Source organism: Pedobacter frigiditerrae (assembly GCF_032678705.1).
Taxonomy (GTDB): Bacteria; Bacteroidota; Bacteroidia; order Sphingobacteriales; family Sphingobacteriaceae; genus Pedobacter; species Pedobacter frigiditerrae_A.
In genome coordinates this window covers 1470918-1496778 of the sequence record NZ_JAVTSS010000001.1, presented here as the reverse complement: position 1 = coordinate 1496778, position 25861 = coordinate 1470918, and the positions used below count along the sequence as shown (strand labels likewise).

The following is a 25861-nucleotide window of genomic DNA, read 5'->3' as shown; positions in this document are numbered from 1 at the left end:
ACTGTCGTGGTTTTTTTATGAGCTTACTTTTAATTATGACAAAATAGCTAAGGGTAAAGCAACTTGCGTATTAATCTTTCGGTGAGAAAGGATATTTTCAAAATCTAAACCGATAGTTAAATCAACCCAATCAGGATTACAAGAACGAACAATTCTTTCCTTCTGCATTCTTGTAAAACGACTTACCAATTTAAAGCGGCTTAAAGCTTGTGCTTCTGTTCTAAACTCTTCAAAATAAACCAAACGAGTTAACTGTTGTCCACTATCAAAAAAAAGATTTGGCATCTGTTTATAGAAGTCTAACGTTTTAATAAGATCTGCGCTCATTCCTACGTGTAAGCTTGTACGGTTTCTGTCGGTTACGATGTAAACAAATTTTTTCATGACTTCGTGGCTTAATGGGTTAAAAACTAAATTAATTAGATTAATGTTTGCACTTTCAATAAATATTACTAACTTTATTGGCACAATAATACTAACAATTTTAGTAAAAACAAATTTATTTTAAAATTATTTTTATGTCAAACATTTCATCCAACCTTAAGTACTTAAGAAAGAAAAAAGGTCACACACAGCAGCAATTTGCTGATGCTATGGAAATTAAGCGTTCATTGATTGGAGCCTATGAAGAAGATAGAGCAGAACCAAAATATGACTTACTAAAAAAAATAGCAGAATATTTTGACTTAACCATTGATGAATTTATCAATGAAAACATAAATGATAATTGGAAACCAAAACCAAAGAGTCAAGGTTCTAATTTAAGGGTATTAAGTATTTCGGTTGATCAAAATGATAATGAGAACATAGAACTAGTTCCCGTTAAAGCAAGTGCTGGATATTTAAATGGTTTTTCAGACCCCCAATATGTTAAGGATTTGCCAAAATTTCAATTACCATTGCCAGCGTTAAAACAAGGCACATTTAGGGCATTTGAAATTATGGGAGATTCGATGTTGCCTATTCAACCAGGTAGTGTAATTATTGGCGAATACATGGATAATTGGAACGATGTTAAAACTGGCGAAACTTATGTAATCATCAGCAAAAATGAAGGCGTGGTATATAAAAGAGCTGGCAATCGCTTCAAAGAAAACAAGGAATTGAAATTGATATCTGACAACAAGGTATATGATCCTTATTCTGTTGATGCTGATGACATTTTAGAGATTTGGAGAGCGAAGGCCTATATCTCTACAACTTTACCAGACCCTACTCCTGAACCAACTATTGAAACGCTTTCAAGTATGATGGCTCAAATGCAAAAATCTATTTCTCAATTAAATAAGAATTAACATATTTTAACAAAGACCGATTAAACTCTTTACTACTTTTTTCATCTATGCTATTAAATAACCAATTATTAAACAGATGAAAAAAATACTTTACACAATAGCTTTGGTTGTAATGGGAATTACAGCAAGTTATGCACAAAAACGTGAAAGAACTGGAAGAGAAAATCAGACACCAGAGCAAAGAGCCGAAAAAGCAGCTACAGCATTACAGCAAAAACTTTCATTAACTGCCGATCAAAAACAAAAAGTTCAACAAATTGAATTAGATCGCATTAAGAAAAATGAAGAATGGCGCAAGGCTGATGAAGGTACAATGAAGGGAAAGATGGAAGAGCGTAAAGCTTATATGAAGGCCTCTAAAGATAAAATGGATGCTATCTTAACTGCCGACCAGAAAAAAACTTTAGAAGCTTCTCGTGCAGAGATGAAAGATAAGATGAAAGACAGAAAAGGTGGTAAAGGTCCGAGAGGCCCAAGACCTGGAAATGGAACTCCTCCTCCACCTCCACCAGCAAATAATAATTAATTAAAAAAGGTCTCGAAAAATAATTCGAGACCTTTTTACTTTTAATGACCGTCTATATTATTTGAGATAACCCGTAGAGTTTAAAAAATCTGCCCAAACCTTATATCCTTCTGGAATAAGATGAAGACCATCTTTAGTCAGCTCTGCTCTTAAATGGTTATCCTTATCTAAAAATTGTGAATACAAATCTATAACCGTTACATTTTTTGCAGCCAACTTCTTAATCTCACTATTTAAATAAAGAATGTGGTCATCTTTACCATAATGATTTTTAAACTTCTCAAATGAAGCATTAACAGGTAATAAAGTATTAAAATAGATTTGAGTTTTCTTAGAACCTTTTCTAATCCTATCTACTATTTTTTTGTAATTACTTAAAATTGCACTATCAGGAATGTTCCTAGAAATATCATTTATCCCTATTAGGATAAAAATCTTTTTAGGTTTTCCATCAATAATATCTTGCAGACGTTCTAAAACTCCGTAAGTAATATCGCCAGAAATACCTCTGTTTTTTGCTTGAGGAAGATTTAGCAATTTAGCCCAATCAGTGCCTGCTGTAATACTATTTCCTAAAAAGACATAATCCTTTTTTGAGGTTTCTTCGGTTTTCCACTTGGTTACAATTTCCTTATACTTACCGGGGCGATAAGTACTATCCCATTTTACAGTTTGCGCATTTAATTGAGTAAAAGAAACTACTAAAAGTAAGGTGAGTGTTATTAATATTTTATTAAACTGTGTTTTCATATCAATGCAATTTATTAATTAATGAGATAATGGAGTAAGGTTAGCTAAATTTTTCTTCTCCCTATTCCATGTAAATGATGTAAAGAAAATAGCAACTAAACATGAGGCGGCTATTACCATAAAACTCGCATCCCAACCTTGTTTATCAACTAATCTTCCTAAGGCAGCATTTGCTAATAAATCTCCAATAAAATAACCAAATAATCCCGTTAGGCCAGCTGCTGTACCTGCTGCTTTTTTCGGCACCAAATCAATAGCTTGTACACCTATTAACATTACTGGACCATAAATAAAAAAGCCAATCGCCCAAAGTGAGGCATTTTGAACTAAATGATTTGAATCAGGACTTTTCCAATAAACCAATACAGCAACTAGTGTCATTGCCATATAAATGATTGTTACTGGCGCTCTTCTTCCATTAAATACTTTATCACTAATTATTCCACAAAGTAAAGTTCCTGGTATTGCAGCTAATTCGTAACCGCCAGAAGCCCAAGCAGCTTCACCTTTTGTATAATGCTTAACCTCTTGCAAAAATGTTGGTGCCCAATTAATGATACCGTTTCTAACTAAATATATAAATGCATTTGCAATAGCTATAAACCAAAGTAGTCTATTGTTTAAAACATATTCTAAGAATATTTCTTTGGCTGAAAACTCTTTTTCTTGCGTTGCAGCATTATAACTTTTAGGATAATCATTATTGTATTCTTCAATTGGGGGTAAACCAACTGATTGTGGTGTATCTCTAATTAACACTAAAGCTAATATTGCAAATAGAATTGCTACTAATCCAGGAAAATATAGCATACCATGGTAATCAGCAAAAAGCTCAAAACCTAGCACTGTTAATGGTCCTACTAAAAAACCTCCTATGTTGTGCGCTAAGTTCCAAACAGACATTGCCGTTCCTCTTTCTCTGATAGAATACCAATGTGCAACTACCCTACCGCTAGCTGGCCAGCCCATTCCTTGGAACCAACCATTTATAAACATCAAAACAAACATAATTGCAATTGATGAAGTAGCAAATGGGATAACCCCCATAAAAATCATGGTAAAGGCAGATAATATTAAACCGATAGAAAGGAAATACCTAGCGTTACTCCTATCGGATATATTCCCCATTAAAAATTTACTAAAACCGTATGCTATGGAAAGTGCTGACGCAGCTATACCTAATTCGCCTTTACTAAAACCTAGTTTTTGCAGTTCTGGAATAGCAAAAGAAAAATTCTTACGGACAAAATAATAAGCAGCATAGCCAAAGAAAATTCCGATAAATACTTTGATACGTTCTTTACTATAGATAGATTTAATTTTATCTTCTGGCAAACGAGGTATATGCGCCGCCGGTGGTGGAAAAAGTCCCATTTATATATATTTAGTTAGTTGTAGTTATTTCTAAAACCACGCTTGTAAGTGGCTCTGAGTTGGTTTTACTTACATCAATACCAACATTCATTAAATATTCGCCTGTGTAAATTTTATCATTGCTTGCCAATGCAGATTTAACATTAGGCATTAAATTTATCTCTTTAATTTTATACTTTTTTAATGGGTCTAAACCTTGCAATTTAACTGGATTAAAAAACTCCCTGTATCTAGAACTCAAATTGTAAGCAAATAAAACAGCATTGTTTTTCGCTTCGTCGCTATACATCAAAACTGCTCTATTATTCTCATAAGGAGAAACCAATCGATATAAATTACCTTGATAAACAGTAGGGCTAAAACGCTTGTAATTAGCAACTGCTTGTTGACTAAACAATAACTCGTCTTTTGTAAATTCAGCTACATCAATATCATAACCTAATTTATCCATCATGGCTACATCTGTTCTGAATTTTAAAGACTGCTTGCCCCAACTAGTAATATGATTAGCAATTGTATTTGCAGGAAAGAAATAAGAAAATCCCCATTGGATAAACACCCTTTCTAATCCATCGGTATTATCACTTGGCCAAAACTCTGTGAAATACTTCATTGCGCCATAATCTACTCTACCGCCACCACCAGAACAAAGCATGATTGGTACATGAGGGTATTTCTTTCTAATCTTTTCTAAAACTGAATAAAGTGCTTTTGTGTAGTCTATATATAAATGAGATTGATTATAACCCAAATAACTTGAATATCCATTTGTGATGGTTCTATTGCAATCCCACTTAATGTAAGCCAAGTTTGGATTTTCTGTAAATAAATCATCTACTATTTTAAAAACATAATCTTGAACTTTTGGATTCGTTAAATCTAAAACCAATTGATTACGTTGATAGTTTTCTGCCCTGTTTGGCAATTTTAATACCCAATCTGGATGTTTTTCATATAATTCACTTTTCGGACTAACCATTTCAGGCTCAATCCAAATTCCAAATTTAATTCCCTTCTCAGTTGCAGATTTTACTAGATAAGAAACGCCATCTGGCAATTTCTTTTTATCAACCATCCAATCACCTAAACTCGTTTTATCGTTATCACGAGGATATTTTTCTCCAAACCATCCATCATCTAATAAGAACAAATCAACGCCTAAGCTTTTAGCTCCATCGAACAAGTTAACTATCTTTTGCTGGTCAAATTTAAATCCTGTTGCTTCCCAATTGTTTAACAAGGTGAATCTTCCTTTTTCACCATCTAAAACTGCAAATTTTCGAGCCCAAGTATGTAGATTTCTACTTGCTAATCCTTTTCCCTTATTGCTATAAGTAAAAATAAATGCTGGAGTAGTAAAAGTTTCTGCTGGTTTTAAATGATACTCTGAAGCATAATTATTAATTCCAGTTGCGATATGAAGATTATCTCTATTATCAAGTTCGAAAGAAAATTTAAAATTTCCAGTCCAAGCCAAGGTACCAGCAATTAATTCTCCGGTATCTTCTGTTGAAGGTTCATCACCAATGGTTAAGAAAAAGTGAGGTGCTTGATATTTATTAGCTCTCGTTCCTAACTTACTGTCGATAATTTTTATTCCACTTGTTAATTGCTGCTCCTGCATGTTCATTTCCTTTGCCCAATCGCCATGAAATTGAGTTAGAAAATATTTGTTTGCGTTAAAGTGCAACATCGAAGAAGCATAATTAGTTAAAATAATTTCTTTCTTCTCTGCATTTTTAATGCTTACCCAATTTTTAAAAACATTTTGTGCTGAATAAGCCAAGTAATGTAAAACAACTTCAGTATTATAAATTTGGTCTTTTAAAAATATGTCAGTTTGAGTAGAACCATCAACATTTGTTTGAACATTGTGTTTAACATACCTTAATTCTAAAGAAGGGTTTCCATCTGTATGAACAGCACGTATGGCTGGCTCAAATTCAAATTCCATTCCTCCTGCGGGATATGCTTCAAATCTTTTGTCTGAGTAACTTTCATCCGCCAGTTTAACACCAAAATAACTTTGATAAATTCTTTTGTTGTTACCAACTTTAAATATCAACTCTGTGTCTTTACCAGATATTTTTATGGTTGTAACTTCTTGTGCTAATAAATTTAAAGACGCGAATATTAGAAATAAAGAAAACAGTTTATTCATTATAATAAATTTGGATAGTCTGATATAATACCATCAACCTTTAAAGATTTTAAACGATTAATTTCTTCAGTTGCATTTGCAGTCCAAGGCACAACTTTAACTCCATCAGCGTGAGCCTTTTTAACCAATTCTGCATTTACCATACTGTAATTAGGACTTAAAATAAATGGTTTGTAACCTAAATCAGCTATATTTTCCTCGTATGTTTTTTTATTACTTACCAGGAAGGATGTTTTTACACCTGGATATTTTTGATTGATGATTTGAATGGTTCTTTTGTCGAAAGATTGGATAACTACAAAAGGTGTAATCTTTTTACTTTCAATTACATCCATCAATAATTTAACGAAAATCTCTGGTGTTGGATTAACGACATTATCTCCAGCCACGTCACATTTAGTTTCAATATTATAGAAGAGTTGTTTTTTCCCTTTTGTCTTGATATCAGCCTGAACAACATCAATTAAATCTGATAATAGAGGGATAAAGGTTTTAACCTTCTTTTGTTGAGGAAAACCTGTATTTACTTTTGTGCCGATATCAAAGGTTTTTAACAAATCGTAATTCATTTGAAAAATGGCATACTTCTTAGCGTCCTCTTTCGGAATTTCTTTTCCTTCAGGAGTCAACATAAAACCTGGGCTTAAATAATCATCATGCGTTACCACAACTTTATTGTCTTTAGTAATATGTGTATCCATTTCTAAGGTGGTGATACGCTCCATTGTCATCGCATTTTGCATGGCGATGATTGTATTTTCTGGCATTAAGCCTCTACCACCTCGATGTGCTTCGGCACTGAAAGAAGGGAAACTCACATTTTGCATATTTTTTTGATGGGTTGATTGGCTACAACCACTTACTAAAGCTACAGTCAAAAAACTGAATAAGATATTTAATTTCATAATATTATGCTTCTGCGATAAATTTTTCACCGAATCTATCGGTTGCAACAACTTTTACTTTTTTAATAGAGGGTTCAAAATGTGCCACGAATAAATGTTCAGTCATTTTTGGTTCTGCAAAAGTTCTTCCCATTGGTAATTTATCGCCTTTAAATAAGGTAACCGACATTGGGTCAAATCCTTTATGTATCTCCATCTCTCCCAACGATTTTCCATCTAGGAAATATTCTACTTTCCATTGCGGATCCCAATTCCAAACATTGACAATTAATCTTTTCTGATTTGTTAACTCATCCACATAAATACGTAGCTGATTTGTTCTTTCTAATCCAGTAGGCTGATAATACCATTTCAGGTCAGTTCCATTAACTTCATAAACACCATAACCTGAAGGCGTACCATCTTCACATATAGGGCCAGTCCACCAAGCGCCGCATACAGTACCGTGATTATGCTCGTATATATTATTTTTTATAGTGTTTTTGTTATAGTGTGTATGGCCAGACATAAAATGAACATTTGTAAAGCCATTTAATACTTTATATAAATCTTCATTATTTTTAACAGCATTATGAATTGGAATGTGTGCACAAAGGATAACTAATGCATTTTTTGGAACAAATTGTAAATCTTTAGCCAACCAATCTAATTGAGCTTGAGAAATGAAACCATCGTAGGTACGTTCAATCCCCAGGTACCTGACATCATCTAAAACTACATAATGAGCTTTACCTCTATTAAACGAATAATAAGTTGGTCCGTAATGCTCTTGGAAAGTTTTGTCAGATGTTTCATCGCCACCCATGCGATAATCCATATCATGATTACCTAGTGCCTGAAAAAATGGAATGCCCATTTCAGTTACCGCTTTGTTATAATCAACAAATAATTCGTGATTATCCCAAACTATATCGCCCACGCAAACACCATGAACTAGTGCGTTACCTAAAGATTTAATAACCTTTTTTGTATCAGGCACAGACTCAGACATCATTTTCTGAACATCTTTTTTGTTTTTTACTTGTGGGTCTGCCCAAATGATAAAATTATGTTTATTATCATTTTGTTTTAATGCTTTTAACTCGAAATTTAACTTAGCGTTAGCACTTGCATTTTGATAATGCTTAGCTAAATAACTATCTGTTTTAAACTCATAACCAGATGGTGTACTTAACCATACAAATTTGGCTAGCGTATTAACTTCAATGATATAATTGCCGTCTTTGTCAGTTTTAACAACATTAAAACCATCAGAAACAACAACATTTGCAACTCCTTTTCCATTACTAGTTATACTACCAGAGATTTTATTATCTGCATCGAATAACGAAAATGGATAAGATTTTAAACTAACAAATAATGTAGTGGCTAATAAGCTGCCTTCTTTTATAAATGATCTTCTATTCATTTTTAGTTTTTGAAACTATTTTAATTTAGAATGAAACCGTTAAAAACAATTTCTTACCTAATGGGATGATTTTAAAAAAACCCAGAACATTACATTATAAAAATGAGCGTTCTGGGCTTATATATAAATTATTTATACTTATTATTTTATTTCAGTTGACTCAGCATTTTCAATTGCACTTAAAGGAGAGGTTTTAGTTAAGGTAAAAGATTTCTGTGTTCTTGCTTTAACCCATTTACCTAATGTAGTATCAAAAATACCTCCTAATTGATTGAAGTAGCCCAAATCTGCAGTGGTATAAATAAAACTAATTGTATTTGTACCTTGTCTATAAAAAGGTTGAGGTTTTAATGTGATAGGGTCAATTGCATCATATAAATCGGTATTACCAACACGATAACCATAAGCAGGTGGACCAGCTTGATACAACAAACCACCAGTTGCAATCCAAATCACATCAATTGGTTGAGATGACTCTACAACATTTGTACCCCTAAACACAGCCATTCCAGATGCATTACCACTATTCGCAAAGATACCTCCATTTTTAGTTCCAAATCCATCACCATCTGTTGTGGTATAGTTAAATGACCTTATCCACTTAGAAGATGCCATACTAGTAGAACTTGCGCCATTTATTAATTTACCTGCACCACCTACGTAAAAGAATTCGCCTTTAGCAACAGTTCCCGAAGTTAAGTTAAATTTAAAAGTTCTTAAACCTCCAAGCGCCCAACCTGTAACCGGATAGGTTGCTGGAGTTGAAGCTCCTGCATTATTTGTTGTAACAAGTGAGAAAGGAGTTACTGCAAAATCTATGTTTTTTGTCGCTTTAAATTGAACATACTCATAGTTACCATCACCACCAATAACATCAGCTATATAACCAGTTATTACCATTTCTGGAACATCTACAGTAGAGCTTAAAGTAGTGATATCAGTAGCATTTCTTAATCTTATTTGAGGAACTAATTTTCCATCAGTTGATGATTTGAGCATAACTATACCTGTATAATTCCCAGAGAAAGGTGGTTTCACATTAGCAAAAGTTGCACTTGCCTCTGTATGAAGTGTGATATTTTCAAAACCATCATTTAAAGTCTTATCTCCAGACAATACATCGGTTGGAGCCAATGGAGGATTATAAGTTCCTTTAACAATGGAAACCAATGTGCTTTCATACTTACCTGGATCTGTCAAGATAAAACTACTAGGCACACGATTTGCAGCAATCGGTCTATTTGAACCTTTCTTTTTAACATCTCCAGCAGAAATATTTAAAACTTGTAAAATTCCATCTACTCTTTTTAATAAACCACCTGCAATTTTAACATGTACTGAATCTCCAGACACATACTTAGCGGCTTCTGTACCAACAGGAATTGCTATCCCTCTCAATTGACCTAAACGAAGTCTATCTTGAACGATTAATAGTCCTGAGGGCAAGTTACCTGAGGTGTGATCTGAAACAACAATCCCTCTGATGCTATCAGAACCAAACATAACTGGATTAGTTAAGCTTACATCTGATCCTTTATATAGATTTCTTAAATCAAACATCGGAATAAACGAGCTCACATTTCCGCCTGGATAATTTCCATAATTATCATCTTTACATCCAGACCACGCTAAAGCGATCGAAAGTAAAATGAGGCTATTTAATATTATTTTTTTCATCGTAATAATTTTATAAATCTAATATGATTAAGGTTTTTGCCACCAAACATTAGTAAAAATCTCATCTGCACCTTGCGCAGCAACTGCTGCCTTATAGTTTGTTGGATTAGCCGATTCAACATATACAGGATATGTCATCCTCGCAGGCATTACCCCACCATTTCTTAAACCAGGGCCTTTAGGTAAAACAGGGTGACCAGTTCTACGATATTCAAACCATTGCTGCATATCTACCAAAAATAATGCATAATATTTTTGCAAGTGAATTTGTTCCATTTTACCATCAACTGATAGTGCGGGATTCCAGTCAATATCAGCATTATTGATATAACTAATTACTTTTGCATCAGTTGCTGAAGCTGGGAATGAAGGCACCCAATAATTTATTGAACTTGCTATTCCTGTATTATAATATGATTCGGCAGTCCCTGTAGTAATCCACCCCTTTAATGCAGCCTCAGCTAAAATGAATTGTAATTCTGCGTAGTTCATTATAATCCCTGTTAATGGAGATTGTTGTAAAGATCTAGCTCCAATTGCAACACTTGATACTGTATTGTCCGTTGCATAGAAATAAGACTGTACTGTTACACCCGCTCCAACAGCATAACCGCTCGGCACACCCACAAAACCAGATGATCCTTGAGCAATACCAAATCTGTTAATTTGGCCAGTTGCTGGATAACCGCTTGAGGCAGATATATCAATTCGTGGATCTTGCCAATCTCTTAAATGATCTATAAAGAAACTTCCAATTGCAGGTGCTCTAAAATCTTGTGCTCTCACGTTGTTTACAAAAGGAGAAACATACGCTCCCGTTCCAATTTCACCAGACCATTTTAATACACCAGACTCAGCATTACTAGTCATGATAGGATAAGTTGTAGGGTTTTCAACTATTTGCTTAATTTTTGCAATGTTAACAGCAGAAACTTCAGATTTTCCAGAAGTTCTTAACAACAATCTTAAATATAGTGAATTACCTAATTTTCTCCATCTCGCCACGTTGCCAGCAAAAACAGGATCGCTTGCCGTTGTAATAGCTGTGCCAGCGGTTAGTAAGGTATTAGCTTCTTCTAACTTTTTATAGATATCGTTATATATATCTTTTTGTCTATCAAATGCAGGTTCTAAAATTCCTTCTTTACCCTGAGCAGATTGAAGGTATGGTACATCACCATAAGTATCAGTTAAATTTGAATATAACCAAGCTTGGCAAATCAGTGAAATTCCTTGATATGATTTATTAGCTTGATCTGGCTCACCTGCTAGCTTGTACATATCTTTAAAATTAGTAAGCTGAACATACCATGAATTCCATAAGTAATCTGCAATTGACCTTCTATATTCATACCTAAATACCGTTGCATCTCCATCACTTATAGACACGGTAACTTGCATTAATTCATTATTAAAGTTACGGTTTCTGAGCATTCCAGCTGCAAGTGAATTTACAAGCGCTGGAGCCAAGAGTTTATTAGCTGTAGTCTCTCTAATGTTAATGGGATCTGTATTTACTTCTTCAAATCCCTTGTCACAAGATGAAAGCAAAGTGATACCAACCACCATTACACTCATTACTTTATATATTATCTTTTTCATTCTTAAAAAAATTAAATACCTATTGATAAATTAAATCCAAACGTTCTTGTAGACGGCAGTTGACCAATCTCAAAACCTTTAGAAATATCAGAACCATTCAATGTTCCAAACTCTGGATCAAACATTGGCCATGGAGACCAGATGAAAAGGTTACGTCCATAAACACCTATTGTTACAGATGACAAGCCTGTATTTTTAATCCATCTATTTGTGATTTTCCAATTCAAAGTAGCTTCTCTCCATTTGATGAAATCAGTTTTAAAAGTACTACCTTCAGCATTATCAGCACCCATATGAGAGCGATAGTATTCATCAATATCAAATGTAATTACATCATTCTTACGGTAAGAACCATCAGCATTTCTAATTACACCATTACCCACAATACCATTGTATCTACCAGGAACGGTTACTTGTAGTTTCCCTTGTTCAACCATTTTGTAGTTTAAAAGTGAATGAGCTACTCCTCCTAATTGAGCATCGAACAATAAGCCTAAGCTCACGTTTCCTAAACTAAAGGTATTTTGGAAACCAAATTTATATTTTGCAGTAGTGTTACCCAAATAAATTACATCATCAGTAATTTTAGCAAAACCGGTAGTTGCATCATACACAACCTGACCATCTGGTGAACGAACATATCCTCTTCCATATAAATCGCCCATACTTCCACCAACTTTAGCAACAATTTGCCCACCTGCTATTGGTCCAGTTCCAATAATAATCGAACTATCTGGCAAACTAATAATTTTATTCTTGTTTGTAGCAAAAGTGATATTACTATTCCAATTAAATCCACCTTTCTTTTTAGCAGATATTGGTGTTCCATTTATGGCAACTTCCACTCCGGAGTTATTGATTTGACCTGCATTAACGATAGCGCTGTTAAAACCAGAAGATCTATCTACAATACGGGTTAAGATTTGATTGTTGGTATGTCCTAAATAATAAGCTACATCAAACCCTAATCTACCTTTTAACATGCTCATTTCAGCACCGAATTCAAAGGTCGTGGTTTTTAGTGGTTTCAAATTAACGTTTGGTAAAAGCCCTGGATTAGTTAAAGCACTGTCAGGATAAATGCCATTTGCAGCTAATTGATAATTATAAGCTGTTCTATAAGGGGTTGTACCACCACTACCTACTTGTGAAGCAGAGAATCTAAGCTTGGCAGAACTAATAGCTTTAGGAAGTTTCCAATAATCTGAAGCACTGAACGCTAAACTAGCAGCTGGATAAGAAAAACCAACATTATCTGTTCTTGTTGGTGTAGCCAATGCACTGTTATAATCTTTACGAATACTTAACTCTAAAAATAAATAGTCCTTGTATTCTAAATTGGCAATAGCCAACAAGCTATTGAACCTATATAATGCAGTATCTGGAATAGAAATTAATGGGTAAAGATTATTATCCAATCTATAGATGTTAGGAATTCTTAATCCATCAGCTCTTAGGTCTCTTTTAGTATATTTATTTCTTAATTGTTGCCCACCAACACTCGCTGTTAATTTAAGGTCTCTACCAACTGTAGTATTATATCTTAGCAAGAAATCGCCACTTGCCTCATATGTAAGCAAATCTTGGGTACGATAAGAACCTTGCGGCAACCTTGTACCTGCATCATAAGGACGCTCTTGTGCACGTTTTTCCTTAGTCAAGTCCAAAGAAGCACTAACCCTTAAACTTAATTTTTTAGAGAAATTATAAGTTGCAGCTATGTTCCCAGTATAGTTATCTCTATTTGTTCTATTGATGAATTCATTTACAATAGCGTATGGATTTTCTGGGAATGAGCTATATGGATATTTAATCGCCCTATTTTCCTGGCCATTTACCCAATAATTTTTAATGGCATTTAAATCTGCATTTGGTTGCCAAAAAATGAACCAATACATGATAGATTGGTTACCATATCCGTTGCCAGGAAGATTATCACTAAATCTGTTATTATAGGTTAACTTGGTGGTAAAGGTTAAATCTTCAGTAGCTTTAGTTGTGGTAGATAAAGATACGGAAGTACGCTCCATACCTGATTTAGGTACAATCCAAGTATTATCTTGATTGGTTATAGAGATACGACCATTTGTTTTACCGATTTTACCATCTAAACTTAGCGAATTAGTGATGTTATAACCAGTATCAAAAAAATCTCTAATCTGATTTTTGAAAGGAACCCATGGTGTCCTTGTCAATCCAACACCTTGCCTTGTTCCGTCATATTGAAAAAAAGATTGCCCATCAAACCTTGGGCCATAAGCAGAACTTGTTCCACTTGTGCTTGCACCATCAGCACTTGCCCCATAAGAATAGTAAGCAGCCCCATCTAATCCTTGTCCATATTCGTATTGTAAATCTGGCCAACGGTTAACTTCCTCAAATGAACCATTTGAAGTAAATTTAATGTTTACACTATTTTTAGTTCTTTTAGAACTTCCAGATTTTGTGGTAATAATTACAGCACCATTTGCGCCCCTCTGTCCGTAAAGAGCAGCAGCACCAGGTCCCTTTAACACGGTTACACTTTCAATATCTTCAGGATTGATATCATTAATGGTACTTCCATAATCCGCAGGCATGTTATCACTACCTGTTCCGTATACAGCGTCAGAAGCATTTGCAGAACGTCTACCCCCACTATTACTAATTACCACACCATCCAAAACGATTAAAGCTTCATTATCTCCCGTTAAATTGTTCTCACCACGTAAAATAATTTTAGTTGAACCTGCCGGGCCACCATTTGACCTTACCAAGTTTAAACCAGCTACCTTTCCCGACAAGGCATCAGTCCAGTTGTTAGCAACAGCGTTTGTAAGTTGAGTGCTATCAATTGTCGTAGTAGCAAAACCTAATGACTTTTGTTGGCGTTTAATTCCTAAAGCTGTAGTAACCACAACCTCATTCAATTGACTAGTATTTTCTTTCATTCTAATTACAAGGTTATTCTGGGTATCAGAAATAACTCTAGTAATAGTAGTATAACCAATCATTGAAAAACTAATGGAAGCACCTTTTGGAACAGAAACCGAATAAGCTCCCTTTTCATTTGTTACTCCTAATACTTTTTTAGAATTATCCATAATGGTAATCCCTGGAATTGTTTGGCCATCTATATCATCATAAACCACCCCTTTGACTAATACGTTTTGATTTGCAGTTTGTGCAAATGAGGTTTGCAAGATCAATGCCTGAGCTAAAATCCCAAACAAAAAAATCTTAATACAAAAGGCCGAGCCGTAAATGAGATTAGTAATAAGTTTTTTGTGATGTTTCTCTGCGACTTTACTTTCACTTCGCAAAGCATGCCTAGGCACTACAACATGTTGAGTAAATGTTTTGTTCATAATTAATATATCCGGTTAGTTTATGCAATTTTTTTAGTTTCATTACCGGAAGCCCCAAAAGTATAGGACCAACGTTAATACAATATTAACCCAAGGTTAATATGAAACTATATTCTATTACGAATTATTTAAATTTTTGTTTTTAAATATTTCGATATAAAAATATAAAAACAAATTGAAACTAATAATAAATTTTTCTTTTACCAAGAAAACTGCCTGTTTTAAATAGGTAAACTATGAATTTAATACAATAGCCACAACTTTAATGATTGGATTATATTAAAATTAGGCTAGACTAAGCTTGATTTGAATTGCTAACAAAAACGAAACCCTCTTGATGTAACATTTCGTTTACAAAAAGAGGGTCTTAACTATATATTATTGTTTTAACCTTTAAACAATAGTAACTGTAACGCCCAAAGCTTCTAAATGATTTATAATTTGTTGCGAAACACCTTTGTCTGTTATGATATGATCAATATCCTCAAGCCCACATATTTTACCAAAACCTCGTTTTCCAAATTTTGTAGAGTCAGCTAGAACGACCGTTTTTTGAGCAACATTAATCATTTTCTTATTTAAATGCGCTTCCATTGCGTTTGTTGTAGTCAGCCCATAATCCAAATCAATCCCATCAACACCCAAGAACAGTGTATTGAAATAAAAGTCCTGGAGCACTTGTTCTGCATAGGCCCCCATTACAGAAGAGGAGCTTTTACGCAATAAGCCACCCAACTGTATAACCTCAACAGCGGGTTCACTCATCAATTCTAATGCAATATTAAGCGCAGAAGTTACTACGGTTAAATTTAATCCTGACGGTATATTTCTTGCAAAATACAAGAGTGTCGTGCCTGAGGCAACTACAATAGAATCGTTCTCCTTTAGCAATTTAGCAGCAGAGGCACCTATTTTGTTCTTTTCTGTAGACTGTATTTTCTCTTTTTCATTTACCGGTCGGTCTACTGTATATGGATTATTAACTGTTGCTCCACCATGAGTTCTAAACAACAAGTTCTTCTCTTCCAGCAGTTTTAAATCCTTCCTAATAGTTACAGAAGATACTTTAAGCTCCTTACAAAGCTCTACTACATTTATATACTGGTCCTTTTGTATTCTGTTAAGTATAAATTGATGCCTTTCGGCTAAGTTCATCATCATAGTCTATATAGTCTGGTTCTGCAAAATAATAAATTAAACAAAAACTTATTCGATTTATGTCAAATTAATATTTTTTTTTCATTTCATTTTATTATTTCGAAATGTATTACTTATACTTGCTTATTGTTTCGTTTTATTATTTTTATCATTAATGCATAGAATACATAAATATCAATTAACCGATCAATCAGATTGGGACGTTATCATTATTGGTGGGGGCGCTACTGGATTAGGGACTGCCTTAGACTCGGCAAGTAGAGGTTTAAAAACTTTATTAGTTGAACAGTCTGATTTTGCTAAAGGAACATCAAGCAGAAGCACCAAATTAGTGCATGGCGGTGTACGCTATATGGCACAAGGCGACATTGGTCTCGTAAAACATGCATTAAGAGAAAGGGGTTTATTAGAATTAAATGCAAAACATCTCGTAAATAAAGAAGAATTCATCATTCCATGTTATGATTGGTTTTCTGTTATTAAATACTTAACAGGATTAACACTTTATGATTGGCTAGCTGGAAAATATAGTTTTGGAAAGTCTAAATTTTTATCAAAAAAGGAAACCTTAAGTTTAATGCCTGGCATTAAAGATAAAGGTCTTAAAGGTGGCATTAGGTATTTTGATGGCAAGTTTGATGATGCTAGACTAGCTATAAACATTGCACAAACAGCAATAGAACAAGGAGCAACATTAATCAACTACATGAAAGTTACTAATCTTATAAAGAACAAGGATGAAGTAACTGGAGTTGAGATTGAAGATGCGATTACAAAAGATAAATTTAAGGTTAATGGCAAGGTAGTTATTAATGCTACTGGTGTTTTTGTTGATGAAATCTTAAAAATGAACAACCCCAATGCTAAAAAAATGGTTAGGCCAAGCCAGGGTGTCCATATCGTTTTACATAAAGAATTTTTAGATAGCAATTCTGCCTTAATGATTCCAAAAACATCTGATGGCCGTGTGTTATTCGCAGTGCCTTGGCATGACCATCTATTAGTCGGGACAACAGATACACCACTTAACGAACATAGCTTGGAGCCTAGGGCATTAAAGGAAGAAACTGATTTCATCTTAAAAACAGCAGCTTCATATTTTAAAACGAAACCCACCGAAAATGACATCTTAAGTGTTTTTTCTGGCTTAAGACCATTGGCTGCTCCTACTGATTCTAATGGAAGCAGCACAAAAGAAATAAGCAGAGATCATAAATTAATTGTTTCCGCAAAAGGCTTAATTACAATTACTGGAGGGAAATGGACTACCTACCGGAGGATGGCAGAAGAAACTGTTGATTTAGCAATCAATGAAGCTGGATTAAATTCTGCAGCATGTATTACTAAGGATTTAAAAATTCATGGTTGCACAACTTCAAATGATGATAGTTATTTAAACATTTATGGTTCAGATAGAAAACATATCGAGTCCTTAATTAAGGAAAACCAAAAATTGGGAGAAAAATTACATCAAGATTTCCCTCATACAGTAGCAGAAGTTGTTTGGTCTGTTAGAAATGAAATGGCAGAAACTGTTGAAGATATCCTAAGTAGAAGACTAAGAATGTTGTTTATTGATGCAAATGCAGCAATTGAGATGAGTGAAAAAGTAGCTTCAATATTAGCATCAGAATTAGGCGCTGATAAAAACTGGGAAGAAAATCAAATAAAAATATTTAATACATTAGCTAAAGGATATATTTATCACATAGAAAAGAAAGAAAAACAAGCTGCTTTTGCTAGCTAAAAAGCCTAACCAGATATAAACTTATGAGCAATTACATCTTATCTCTCGACCAAGGGACCACTAGTTCGAGGGCTATAGTTTTTAACCACAATGGTGAAATTGTTGCCATTGCCCAAAAAGAATTCACACAAATTTATCCCAAAGCAGGTTGGGTAGAACATGATCCTCTTGAAATTTGGTCTACACAATTATCAGTAGCTGCAGAAGTTATTGTAAAAGCAGGTCTATCTGCAAGTGACATCAACTCAATTGGGATTACAAATCAAAGGGAAACTACAGTTGTTTGGGATAGAGAAACTGGGCAACCTATTCATAATGCTATTGTTTGGCAAGATAGACGTACTTCAGATTACTGTGATAGCATTAGAAAGCAAGGTCTAGCTAATAAGATACAAGATAAAACAGGGTTGATTATCGATTCCTATTTTTCTGCTACAAAAGCTAAATGGATTTTAGAAAATGTTGAAGGCGCTAAAGAGAAGGCAGCAGCAGGAAAATTAGTTTTTGGAACGATTGATACTTGGCTAATTTGGAAATTGACAGGAGGTAAAACCCACGTTACGGATGTGAGTAATGCCTCTCGTACCATGATGTACAATATTCATGATCTATCTTGGGATGAAGAATTACTAGAGCTTTTTGGCATTCCGAAATCTATGTTGCCAGAAGTAAAATCATCTAGTGAGATTTATGGAGAAACTGCGGGTAATATTTTAGCTGCTAAAATACCAATTGCTGGCATCGCTGGAGATCAGCAATCTGCCCTATTCGGACAGATGTGTACTGAAGTTGGAATGGTAAAAAACACTTACGGAACTGGTTGTTTCATGCTGATGAACATTGGTAAAACGCCTAAAATTTCTGCAAACAATTTATTAACCACTATCGCTTGGCAAATTAATGGAGAAACTCATTATGCCCTAGAAGGAAGTATTTTTATTGGTGGTGCCGTTGTGCAATGGCTTAGAGATGAGCTAGGGATGATATCCAAGTCTGCCGATGTAGAAACTTTAGCAGCAAAAGTAAAAGATACACAGGGAGTTTACATTGTTCCAGCATTTGCTGGATTAGGCGCACCACATTGGGATCAACATGCTCGAGGCACAATTACAGGATTAACAAGGGGGACAAATAAATCGCACATGGCAAGGGCTGCATTAGAAAGCATTGCTTATCAAACAATGGATGTATTAAAAGCCATGGAAGCTGATGCGGGTGTTGGAATAGCAGAATTGAGGGTTGACGGTGGAGCAACAGCAAACAATTTGTTAATGCAGTTTCAGGCAGATTTATTAAATTGTAAAGTTATTAGACCAGAAGTTACCGAAGTAACGGCCATTGGCGCAGCTTATTTAGCTGGTTTGGCAACTGGCTTTTGGAACAGTATTGATGAGATAAGGTCGCAATGGAAAATTGACAGAACTTTCGTAGCCGAAGAAGGAATTGACAACATAGAAAGAATTAAAGGCTGGAATAGAGCTGTAAAAGCAGCAAGAGTTAACGCTGAAGATTAATTATCAGTTCTCAATTTCCACAACAGAAAAAGTTAAACAATTTATCAGTTTAAACAATTAACCTATTTAAAATGAACGTATATCTCGCAGAATTTATCGGTACAGGTCTAATGATTTTACTTGGCAACGGCGTGGTGGCTAATGTTGTACTAAAAGATACCAAAGGAAACAATAGCGGCTGGATTGTAATTACAACAGCCTGGGCACTAGCCGTTTTTGTAGGTGTGGTAGTTGCTGGCCCGTACAGTGGCGCACACTTAAACCCAATTGTAAGTTTAGGTTTAGCAATTGCACATAAATTTGATTGGGCATTATTACCAGGTTATGCTGCTGCTCAACTCGGCGGCGCAATGACGGGTTCCTTTTTGGTTTGGTTAATTTACAAAGACCATTTTGATGCAACCGAAGATCAAAGCCTTAAAGCAGCGCCTTTTGCAACAGGTCCTGCAATTCGCAATAACATATCCAACTTACTTTCAGAAATTATTGGAACGTTTGTGCTAATATTCGTTATTTTCTACCTTACTAGTGCTACTATGGGCACAAAAGAAAATCCAACTCCCTTCGGCTTAGGTTCATTGGGTGCTTTGCCAGTAGCTTTTTTAGTTTGGGTTATTGGCCTTGGATTAGGAGGAACAACAGGTTACGCTATTAATCCGGTTCGAGATTTAGGTCCAAGAATTATTCATGCAATTATACCAATGAAAGGAAAAGGCAGTAGTGGTTGGGATTATGCCTGGATTCCTATTTTAGGACCAATTATTGGCTCTACGTTGGCCGCATTGGCATTTTTAGCCATATAGGAACTTCTACTTTTACAAACTTTTTAACACCTTGATTTTAGTTTGTCAAAGTTTATTTAGAATTAATTAAATATAAATTGAAAAGCCCTGATTATTATCGGGGCTTTCTTATTTTTGAGCCCAATGGAAAAAGCAGAAATTTTTCTTCAACAAAAGTTAAGTGAAAGAACTGAGAATGGATTGTTAAGGAAACTTACAAGCGCTTCTCTCCCATTCGATTTTTGCTCAAATGACTATTTAGGTTTTGCTCGTTCTCTCACATTAATATCATTAATTGAAGAACAAATACAACAAATTAAGCCATTTAAAAATGGTTCTGGCGGCTCTAGGCTTTTAAGTGGAAATCATCCTTATGTTGAAGAAACTGAAAAATTCATTGCCAGTTTTCACAAGGCAGAAGCTGGATTAATTTTCAATTCTGGTTATGATGCAAATGTTGGTTTGCTTTCTTCCATCCCTCAACGTGGAGATACAATTATTACCGACGAACTTATTCACGCAAGTTTAATAGATGGCGCAAGATTAAGTTACGCAGAGCGATTTAAGTTTAAACATAACGACTTAAATGACTTAGAACAAAAGCTAAAATCTGCAAAGGGCATAATCTACGTAGTAATAGAAAGTGTTTATTCAATGGATGGTGATTTGGCAAAACTTAATGAAATTAGCGAGTTATGTAAAAAGTATAAAGCCAATTTAATTGTAGATGAAGCTCATGCAACTGGTATTTTTGGTGCAAAAGGAAAAGGCTTGGTTAACCAATTAGGAATAGAAAATGATGTTTTTGCCAGAGTAATTACTTTTGGAAAGGCAATTGGAACACATGGTGCTATAATTCTAGGGAGTGAAAACCTCCGTAATTACCTTATTAATTTTGCTCGTTCTTTTATTTATACAACTGCAGCACCTTTACATAATATTGTTGCGGTAAATTGTGCTTATCAATTATTGGATAAAGGAAATTACCAAGCAGAAATAGCACAAAAGATAGACCTTTACAATACGTTAATCCAAGAAATAAAACTTCTCAGAATTAAAAGCAATAGCGCTATCCAGACTATCTTGTTTAATAACAACGAAATAACTAAAAATGCTGCTAAATATTTGCAGGATAAAGGATTTGATGTAAAAGCCATTCTTAGTCCAACTGTAGCAGAAGGAAAAGAAAGACTAAGAATTTGCTTGCATAGTTATAACACCGACAAAGAAATTATCGAGTTAGTTAATCATTTAAAAGCATTTGAATAATGGCAAATAATTATTTTGTAACAGGAATTGGAACTGGAATTGGTAAAACGATTGTTAGTGCAATTATAACCGAAAAGCTAAACGCAGATTATTGGAAACCCATTCAATCTGGCGATTTGGAGCAAAGTGATAGTTTAGCCATTGAAAGGTTAATAAGTAATGATAAAACCAAAATCCATCCAGAAACTTATCGTTTAAACAATCCACTTTCGCCACATTTATCGGCAAAAATAGATGGAATTGAGATAAAGCTCAATCAATTTATATTACCAGAAACTCAAAACAATTTAATTGTTGAAGGTGCAGGAGGTTTAATGGTTCCACTAAATAATAAAGAACTTATTTTGGATTTAATCAAATACCTAAACCTTGAAGTCATTTTAATTTCGCAAAACTATTTAGGAAGCATCAACCATACCTTACTAACCCTCAACACTTTAAAACAACATAATATTAGCATCAAAGGCATTATATTCAATGGAGAAGCAAATTCAGAAAGCGAAAGCTACATTTTGAACTATACTGGGATAAGTCTTTTAGGAAATATTCCAGTTCTTAAGGCTTTAGATAAAACAAGTATTGTTGAAGCTGGAAAAAATATAAATCTTTTTTGAAAATCAGTTTCAGTATTTCATTTGAAGGTTCAGTCCTGCTGTCCATTATAGCCCTCATACTTCGGGGCTGCCATTTCCATCAGGTTTAAAACGCAAAAGTTTTGCAATAAACAGCGTTTTGGGATGCAGAAAGAAAATAGCATATTTAAACATTAAAAGGGTTAGATGTCATTTCTTAAAAACCATCCGTTTGCAGTAGAAGCTCATTTCAAAAGTACAATTGTACTGACTTATGCTTTGCCAAAAACGCAATTGGAAAGTTTGCTTCCTAAGTGTTTAACACTCGATACACACAACGATAAATGGGCTTTTGTTGCTGTAGCTTTAGTTCAAACAGAAAATCTCCGACCAAAAGGATTTCCAAAATTTATGGGTAACGATTTCTTTTTGGCTGGTTATAGAATTTTTGTCCGTTACACCAATAATGCAGGAAAAAACCTAAGAGGTTTATACATCCTCAAGTCTGAAACTGATAAAAAGAAAATGGCATTTTTTGGCAATATATTTACCCATTACAATTATACTGCTACAGACATTAAGTTATCAGAAACTGATGAAAATATAAATATCTATTCTAATAAATCCGATTTAAAAATTGAATTAAGGAAGAATGAAAATGCACATTTACCAAAGGGAAGTGTTTTTGAAGATTGGAAAACCGCAAGGAGATTTGCTGGTCCGCTCCCATTTACCTTTACTTATAACGAATTAAATAATGAAGTAACCATCATAGAGGGCGTTCGTCAAAATTGGATTCCCAAACCTATTGAAGTTTTAAAAGCAGAAATTGGATTTATCAAACAAGAAAAATTTAAAGGAGCACTTTTAGCTAATGCTTTTATAAACGAAGACATTCCCTATCATTGGAAAAAGGGTAAAACTGAAATATGGAAAGGGCTTTAAGAAAAACATTTCAGGGAGTTTTAAATATCATCAGATTCAACTGGCATTTTTATGTTTTGGCTTTCGTATTAATTGCCTGTTTGTTTACAATTACGGTTTTATTTCCAAACCAATTCAATTGGATAGGCTACTTGCTTATTATAGGAATTATATTAGCTACAACATTATCATTAGTTGCTTCTTATTACATTTATGATTTATCTAATTTATACAGCTTAAATTGGCTTGATGATTTAGAAATTAAAAGTGGAAGCCATTTACTAAACATCAATGCTGGTCTTGATGAAACTAGCTACCTTTTAAAGCAAAAATATGCTGCTTGTAGCTTAACTCCTATGGATTTTTATAATTCTGCCAAACATACAGAAATTTCCATAGAAAGAGCTAGAAAGGCTTATACGCCTTATCCAGGAACTTCATTAATTGAAACAACAGATATTGGTCTATCTCTAAAAAGTATTGATTGTACATTCGTTATTTTAGCTGCACACGAGATTAGGGATAAGCAAGAGCAAGTTGTTTTCTTTAAACAAATCAAACAAGCGTTAAAAGATGATGGGAAGATAGTTGTAGTTGAACACAGTAGAGATATTTATAATTTTTTAGTTTATAATTTCGGTTGTTTTCACTTTTTTAGTCCAAGAAGATGGAAAGAGGTTTTTAGAAATTCTGGACTAGCGTTAATCCAAACAAAGAAAATTACACCTTTTATTAATGTTTATTATTTAACTTAACATTCTTCGACTACGCTCAGAATGACAAACTCTATAGAATTACACCTCAAAATAGTTGGCTTTATATTAGTTGTACTGGCATTTGTGCATATTATTTTTCCTAGATATTTTGCTTGGAAAGAACAGTTGAAATCATTGACATTGATTAACAAACAATTGATGTATGTGCATACGTTTTTTATTGCAGTAACTACATTGCTAATGGGTGTGCTTTGTATGTTGTGCGCTAAAGAATTGACAACGACAGCTTTCGGTCAAAAAATAGCTTTCGGTCTTGCGTTATTTTGGGGAATGCGTTTATTCTTTCAGTTCTTCGTTTATTCCAAAGATTTATGGAAAGGCAAAAGATTCGAAACTTGTGTTCACATCCTATTTTCTATCCTTTGGTTATACATAACTGTTGTGTTTGCTATGGTAGCGATTAATTAACCGCAAAGACACAAAGAGCGCAAAGAAATATCAAGTAAAAATTCCAAGTTTAACGTCGTTATATTCTATTTTCCAAATATTGAAGTATGTTTACTTTCAGACATACAATTTCGCTTTGCAAAGGACCTCTTATTTCTTGCACTGTTTTAAGTTCTCTAAACTGGTCCCGATAGTTATCGGGAGGAGCGGTATACTTTTTACACAGTCCCCTTTAGGGGATTTAGGGGTAAAAAGATTTAGCGGAAAGCCAGACTGACTTTAATAGATGTAATGAAATTGCTTTTCTCAAAAAATGTTATTCCTACTTTATAGTATTCTAATTCGAGAGATTTTTCGCTTCGCTCTGAATGACAATCTAACAAAAGTCCTTCGACAAGCTCAGTATGACACGAATTGAAAAGGCATAAAAAAAGGGGAACAAATTGCTCCCCTTTTCTTTTGTATTGTATTTTTTATTTTACTGCATCAATAATTGCTTTGAAAGCATCTTTATGGTTCATTGCTAAGTCAGCTAATACTTTACGGTTTAAACCGATATTTTTAGCTGCCAATTTACCAATTAATTGAGAGTAAGATACACCGTGCTCACGTGCTCCAGCGTTGATACGTTGGATCCACAATCCGCGGAATTCTCTTTTCTTAACTTTACGGTCACGGTAAGCATATTGCAAACCTTTTTCTACCGTGTTTTTAGCAATGGTGAATACCTTGCTTCTTGATCCCCAATAGCCTTTGGCCATATTTAGGACTTTTTTTCTTCTGCGTCTAGCAGCTACTGCGTTTACCGAACGTGGCATAGTGTGTTGTTTTTGATAAGCGGTGTTGCGTTAGCAATCTTAGTTACCGAGTACCTGGTTAAAAAATTAGTTATTTACCGATTGCAAGCATACGTTTAACGTTGCCCATATCAGCATCACTTACCAGACTAGTCTGGCCTAAGTTACGCTTACGTTTAGTGCTCATTTTTGTTAAAATGTGGCTTTTGTAGGCGTTCTTTCTTTTGATTTTACCTGTTCCAGTAAGCGAAAAACGCTTTTTAGCACTGGAATTGGTTTTCATTTTTGGCATAACCTTGTTTTAATTTATATATGTATTACTTCTTTGCTACTTTAGGTGCTAATGTTAAAAACATACGCTTTCCTTCTAATTTAGGTAATAATTCTACTTTACCTATATCTTCTAAAGCTTGTGCAAACTTTAACAATAAGATTTCACCTTGTTCTTTATAAACAATCGCTCTACCTTTAAAGTGTACGTAAGCTCTAACTTTTTCGCCGTTTTCTAAAAAGCTAACAGCATGTTTTAACTTAAATTGAAAATCGTGATCGTTGGTATTAGGACCAAAACGAATTTCTTTAATAACAGTCTGTTTAGCGTTTGCTTTTATCTCCTTTTGCTTTTTCTTTTGTTCGTAAACAAACTTGCTATAATCGATAATACGGCAAACAGGTGGAACTGCATTTGGAGAAATCTCTACTAAATCTAATTCCAACTCATCAGCAAGTGCCAAAGCTTTTGCCAATGGGTATATCCCCGGCTCAACATTATCTCCAGCTAATCTAACTTCTTGAGCTCTGATATACTGATTAATATTATGTTCTGCTTCTTTTTTCTTAAAAGGAGGACGTGGTCCCCTATTAAATCCTGGTCTTCCTAATGCCAAATG

General features: G+C 34.3%; 23 protein-coding genes. 10 read left to right on the top strand and 13 right to left on the bottom strand.

Annotated elements, in window-relative coordinates:
• Nucleotides 1–33: 33 nt before the first annotated feature.
• Nucleotides 34–384: a GIY-YIG nuclease family protein gene (locus tag R2Q59_RS05935; RefSeq protein ID WP_316766855.1), complete on the bottom strand. Its 351-nt coding sequence runs from the start codon at nucleotides 382–384 to the stop codon at nucleotides 34–36.
• 134 nt (nucleotides 385–518) lie between these two features.
• On the opposite strand from R2Q59_RS05935, the gene R2Q59_RS05930 reads away from it, so the two are divergent.
• Nucleotides 519–1295, top strand: a complete 777-nt coding sequence (locus tag R2Q59_RS05930) for an XRE family transcriptional regulator (RefSeq protein ID WP_131553899.1) — start codon at nucleotides 519–521, stop codon at nucleotides 1293–1295.
• 76 nt (nucleotides 1296–1371) lie between these two features.
• On the top strand, nucleotides 1372–1821 hold the full coding sequence (locus R2Q59_RS05925) for a hypothetical protein (protein ID WP_316784375.1): 450 nt from the start codon (nucleotides 1372–1374) through the stop codon (nucleotides 1819–1821).
• A 57-nt stretch (nucleotides 1822–1878) separates the two neighbouring features.
• On the opposite strand, the gene R2Q59_RS05920 is transcribed toward R2Q59_RS05925, so the two are convergent.
• From R2Q59_RS05920 to R2Q59_RS05880, 9 genes are all read right to left on the bottom strand, one after another.
• Nucleotides 1879–2571, bottom strand: coding sequence for a GDSL-type esterase/lipase family protein (locus tag R2Q59_RS05920; RefSeq protein WP_316784373.1), 693 nt, complete (start codon nucleotides 2569–2571; stop codon nucleotides 1879–1881).
• An 18-nt stretch (nucleotides 2572–2589) separates the two neighbouring features.
• Nucleotides 2590–3945: a glycerol-3-phosphate transporter gene (gene glpT, locus R2Q59_RS05915; protein ID WP_316766842.1), complete on the bottom strand. Its 1356-nt coding sequence runs from the start codon at nucleotides 3943–3945 to the stop codon at nucleotides 2590–2592.
• Nucleotides 3946–3955: 10 nt separating this feature from the next.
• Nucleotides 3956–6106, bottom strand: coding sequence for an alpha-galactosidase (locus R2Q59_RS05910; protein WP_316766840.1), 2151 nt, complete (start codon nucleotides 6104–6106; stop codon nucleotides 3956–3958).
• Complete coding sequence (locus R2Q59_RS05905) at nucleotides 6106–7011, bottom strand: glycerophosphodiester phosphodiesterase family protein (protein WP_316784371.1); 906 nt, start codon at nucleotides 7009–7011, stop codon at nucleotides 6106–6108. The genes R2Q59_RS05910 and R2Q59_RS05905 overlap by 1 nt, the downstream gene beginning before the upstream one ends.
• Nucleotides 7012–7015: 4 nt before the next feature.
• Entirely contained in the window at nucleotides 7016–8419 is a 1404-nt protein-coding gene (locus R2Q59_RS05900) for a calcineurin-like phosphoesterase family protein (protein WP_316784369.1), read from the bottom strand.
• A gap of 141 nt (nucleotides 8420–8560) precedes the next feature.
• Nucleotides 8561–10096, bottom strand: coding sequence for a DUF5689 domain-containing protein (locus tag R2Q59_RS05895; protein ID WP_316784367.1), 1536 nt, complete (start codon nucleotides 10094–10096; stop codon nucleotides 8561–8563).
• Nucleotides 10097–10123: 27 nt separating this feature from the next.
• Nucleotides 10124–11698, bottom strand: a complete 1575-nt coding sequence (locus R2Q59_RS05890; RefSeq protein ID WP_316766831.1) for a SusD/RagB family nutrient-binding outer membrane lipoprotein — start codon at nucleotides 11696–11698, stop codon at nucleotides 10124–10126.
• A gap of 11 nt (nucleotides 11699–11709) precedes the next feature.
• Nucleotides 11710–15045: a SusC/RagA family TonB-linked outer membrane protein gene (locus R2Q59_RS05885; protein ID WP_316766829.1), complete on the bottom strand. Its 3336-nt coding sequence runs from the start codon at nucleotides 15043–15045 to the stop codon at nucleotides 11710–11712.
• A gap of 393 nt (nucleotides 15046–15438) precedes the next feature.
• Complete coding sequence (locus R2Q59_RS05880; protein WP_131554035.1) at nucleotides 15439–16203, bottom strand: DeoR/GlpR family DNA-binding transcription regulator; 765 nt, start codon at nucleotides 16201–16203, stop codon at nucleotides 15439–15441.
• Nucleotides 16204–16357: 154 nt separating this feature from the next.
• Here R2Q59_RS05880 and R2Q59_RS05875 point away from each other — a divergent pair, with 154 nt between their 5' ends.
• The 8 genes from R2Q59_RS05875 to R2Q59_RS05840 all read left to right on the top strand — a co-directional run bounded on the left by R2Q59_RS05875 (nucleotide 16358) and on the right by R2Q59_RS05840 (nucleotide 24195).
• Nucleotides 16358–17950 (top strand): glycerol-3-phosphate dehydrogenase/oxidase, encoded by a 1593-nt coding sequence (locus tag R2Q59_RS05875; RefSeq protein ID WP_316784364.1) that lies wholly within the window; start codon nucleotides 16358–16360, stop codon nucleotides 17948–17950.
• A gap of 23 nt (nucleotides 17951–17973) precedes the next feature.
• On the top strand, nucleotides 17974–19464 hold the full coding sequence (gene glpK / locus R2Q59_RS05870; RefSeq protein WP_316784362.1) for a glycerol kinase GlpK: 1491 nt from the start codon (nucleotides 17974–17976) through the stop codon (nucleotides 19462–19464).
• 71 nt (nucleotides 19465–19535) lie between these two features.
• The gene (locus tag R2Q59_RS05865) at nucleotides 19536–20267 is read left to right on the top strand and encodes an MIP/aquaporin family protein (protein WP_316784359.1); all 732 of its coding nucleotides are present in this window, start codon (nucleotides 19536–19538) and stop codon (nucleotides 20265–20267) included.
• A 123-nt stretch (nucleotides 20268–20390) separates the two neighbouring features.
• Nucleotides 20391–21515, top strand: a complete 1125-nt coding sequence (locus tag R2Q59_RS05860; RefSeq protein ID WP_316784357.1) for a pyridoxal phosphate-dependent aminotransferase family protein — start codon at nucleotides 20391–20393, stop codon at nucleotides 21513–21515.
• Entirely contained in the window at nucleotides 21515–22129 is a 615-nt protein-coding gene (gene bioD, locus R2Q59_RS05855) for a dethiobiotin synthase (RefSeq protein ID WP_316784354.1), read from the top strand. Before R2Q59_RS05860 ends, bioD begins: the two co-directional genes overlap by 1 nt.
• Nucleotides 22130–22294: 165 nt before the next feature.
• Complete coding sequence (locus tag R2Q59_RS05850) at nucleotides 22295–23032, top strand: DUF2071 domain-containing protein (RefSeq protein ID WP_316784352.1); 738 nt, start codon at nucleotides 22295–22297, stop codon at nucleotides 23030–23032.
• Complete coding sequence (locus R2Q59_RS05845; RefSeq protein ID WP_316784350.1) at nucleotides 23017–23766, top strand: methyltransferase; 750 nt, start codon at nucleotides 23017–23019, stop codon at nucleotides 23764–23766. Before R2Q59_RS05850 ends, R2Q59_RS05845 begins: the two co-directional genes overlap by 16 nt.
• Nucleotides 23767–23787: 21 nt before the next feature.
• Entirely contained in the window at nucleotides 23788–24195 is a 408-nt protein-coding gene (locus R2Q59_RS05840; protein WP_316784348.1) for a hypothetical protein, read from the top strand.
• A 452-nt stretch (nucleotides 24196–24647) separates the two neighbouring features.
• Here R2Q59_RS05840 and rplT read toward each other — a convergent pair whose 3' ends face one another.
• From rplT to infC, 3 genes are all read right to left on the bottom strand, one after another.
• Nucleotides 24648–24992, bottom strand: a complete 345-nt coding sequence (gene rplT, locus R2Q59_RS05835) for a 50S ribosomal protein L20 (RefSeq protein ID WP_055131818.1) — start codon at nucleotides 24990–24992, stop codon at nucleotides 24648–24650.
• A gap of 70 nt (nucleotides 24993–25062) precedes the next feature.
• Nucleotides 25063–25263: a 50S ribosomal protein L35 gene (gene rpmI / locus R2Q59_RS05830; protein WP_113652647.1), complete on the bottom strand. Its 201-nt coding sequence runs from the start codon at nucleotides 25261–25263 to the stop codon at nucleotides 25063–25065.
• Nucleotides 25264–25288: 25 nt separating this feature from the next.
• The gene (infC, locus tag R2Q59_RS05825; protein ID WP_055131820.1) at nucleotides 25289–25858 is read right to left on the bottom strand and encodes a translation initiation factor IF-3; all 570 of its coding nucleotides are present in this window, start codon (nucleotides 25856–25858) and stop codon (nucleotides 25289–25291) included.
• Nucleotides 25859–25861 lie beyond the last annotated feature (3 nt).

Coding starts and splice junctions, on each gene's coding strand:
- R2Q59_RS05925 (WP_316784375.1), top strand. CDS start 1,372: ATGAAAAAAATACTTTACACAATAGCTTTGGTTGTAATGGGAATTACA.
- R2Q59_RS05890 (WP_316766831.1), bottom strand. CDS start 11,698: ATGAAAAAGATAATATATAAAGTAATGAGTGTAATGGTGGTTGGTATC.
- R2Q59_RS05905 (WP_316784371.1), bottom strand. CDS start 7,011: ATGAAATTAAATATCTTATTCAGTTTTTTGACTGTAGCTTTAGTAAGT.
- R2Q59_RS05860 (WP_316784357.1), top strand. CDS start 20,391: ATGGAAAAAGCAGAAATTTTTCTTCAACAAAAGTTAAGTGAAAGAACT.
- R2Q59_RS05850 (WP_316784352.1), top strand. CDS start 22,295: ATGTCATTTCTTAAAAACCATCCGTTTGCAGTAGAAGCTCATTTCAAA.
- R2Q59_RS05880 (WP_131554035.1), bottom strand. CDS start 16,203: ATGATGAACTTAGCCGAAAGGCATCAATTTATACTTAACAGAATACAA.
- R2Q59_RS05900 (WP_316784369.1), bottom strand. CDS start 8,419: ATGAATAGAAGATCATTTATAAAAGAAGGCAGCTTATTAGCCACTACA.
- rpmI (WP_113652647.1), bottom strand. CDS start 25,263: ATGCCAAAAATGAAAACCAATTCCAGTGCTAAAAAGCGTTTTTCGCTT.
- R2Q59_RS05935 (WP_316766855.1), bottom strand. CDS start 384: ATGAAAAAATTTGTTTACATCGTAACCGACAGAAACCGTACAAGCTTA.
- R2Q59_RS05840 (WP_316784348.1), top strand. CDS start 23,788: ATGACAAACTCTATAGAATTACACCTCAAAATAGTTGGCTTTATATTA.
- R2Q59_RS05920 (WP_316784373.1), bottom strand. CDS start 2,571: ATGAAAACACAGTTTAATAAAATATTAATAACACTCACCTTACTTTTA.
- R2Q59_RS05885 (WP_316766829.1), bottom strand. CDS start 15,045: ATGAACAAAACATTTACTCAACATGTTGTAGTGCCTAGGCATGCTTTG.
- R2Q59_RS05895 (WP_316784367.1), bottom strand. CDS start 10,096: ATGAAAAAAATAATATTAAATAGCCTCATTTTACTTTCGATCGCTTTA.
- glpT (WP_316766842.1), bottom strand. CDS start 3,945: ATGGGACTTTTTCCACCACCGGCGGCGCATATACCTCGTTTGCCAGAA.
- glpK (WP_316784362.1), top strand. CDS start 17,974: ATGAGCAATTACATCTTATCTCTCGACCAAGGGACCACTAGTTCGAGG.
- R2Q59_RS05845 (WP_316784350.1), top strand. CDS start 23,017: ATGGAAAGGGCTTTAAGAAAAACATTTCAGGGAGTTTTAAATATCATC.
- rplT (WP_055131818.1), bottom strand. CDS start 24,992: ATGCCACGTTCGGTAAACGCAGTAGCTGCTAGACGCAGAAGAAAAAAA.
- R2Q59_RS05875 (WP_316784364.1), top strand. CDS start 16,358: ATGCATAGAATACATAAATATCAATTAACCGATCAATCAGATTGGGAC.
- bioD (WP_316784354.1), top strand. CDS start 21,515: ATGGCAAATAATTATTTTGTAACAGGAATTGGAACTGGAATTGGTAAA.
- R2Q59_RS05910 (WP_316766840.1), bottom strand. CDS start 6,106: ATGAATAAACTGTTTTCTTTATTTCTAATATTCGCGTCTTTAAATTTA.
- R2Q59_RS05930 (WP_131553899.1), top strand. CDS start 519: ATGTCAAACATTTCATCCAACCTTAAGTACTTAAGAAAGAAAAAAGGT.
- R2Q59_RS05865 (WP_316784359.1), top strand. CDS start 19,536: ATGAACGTATATCTCGCAGAATTTATCGGTACAGGTCTAATGATTTTA.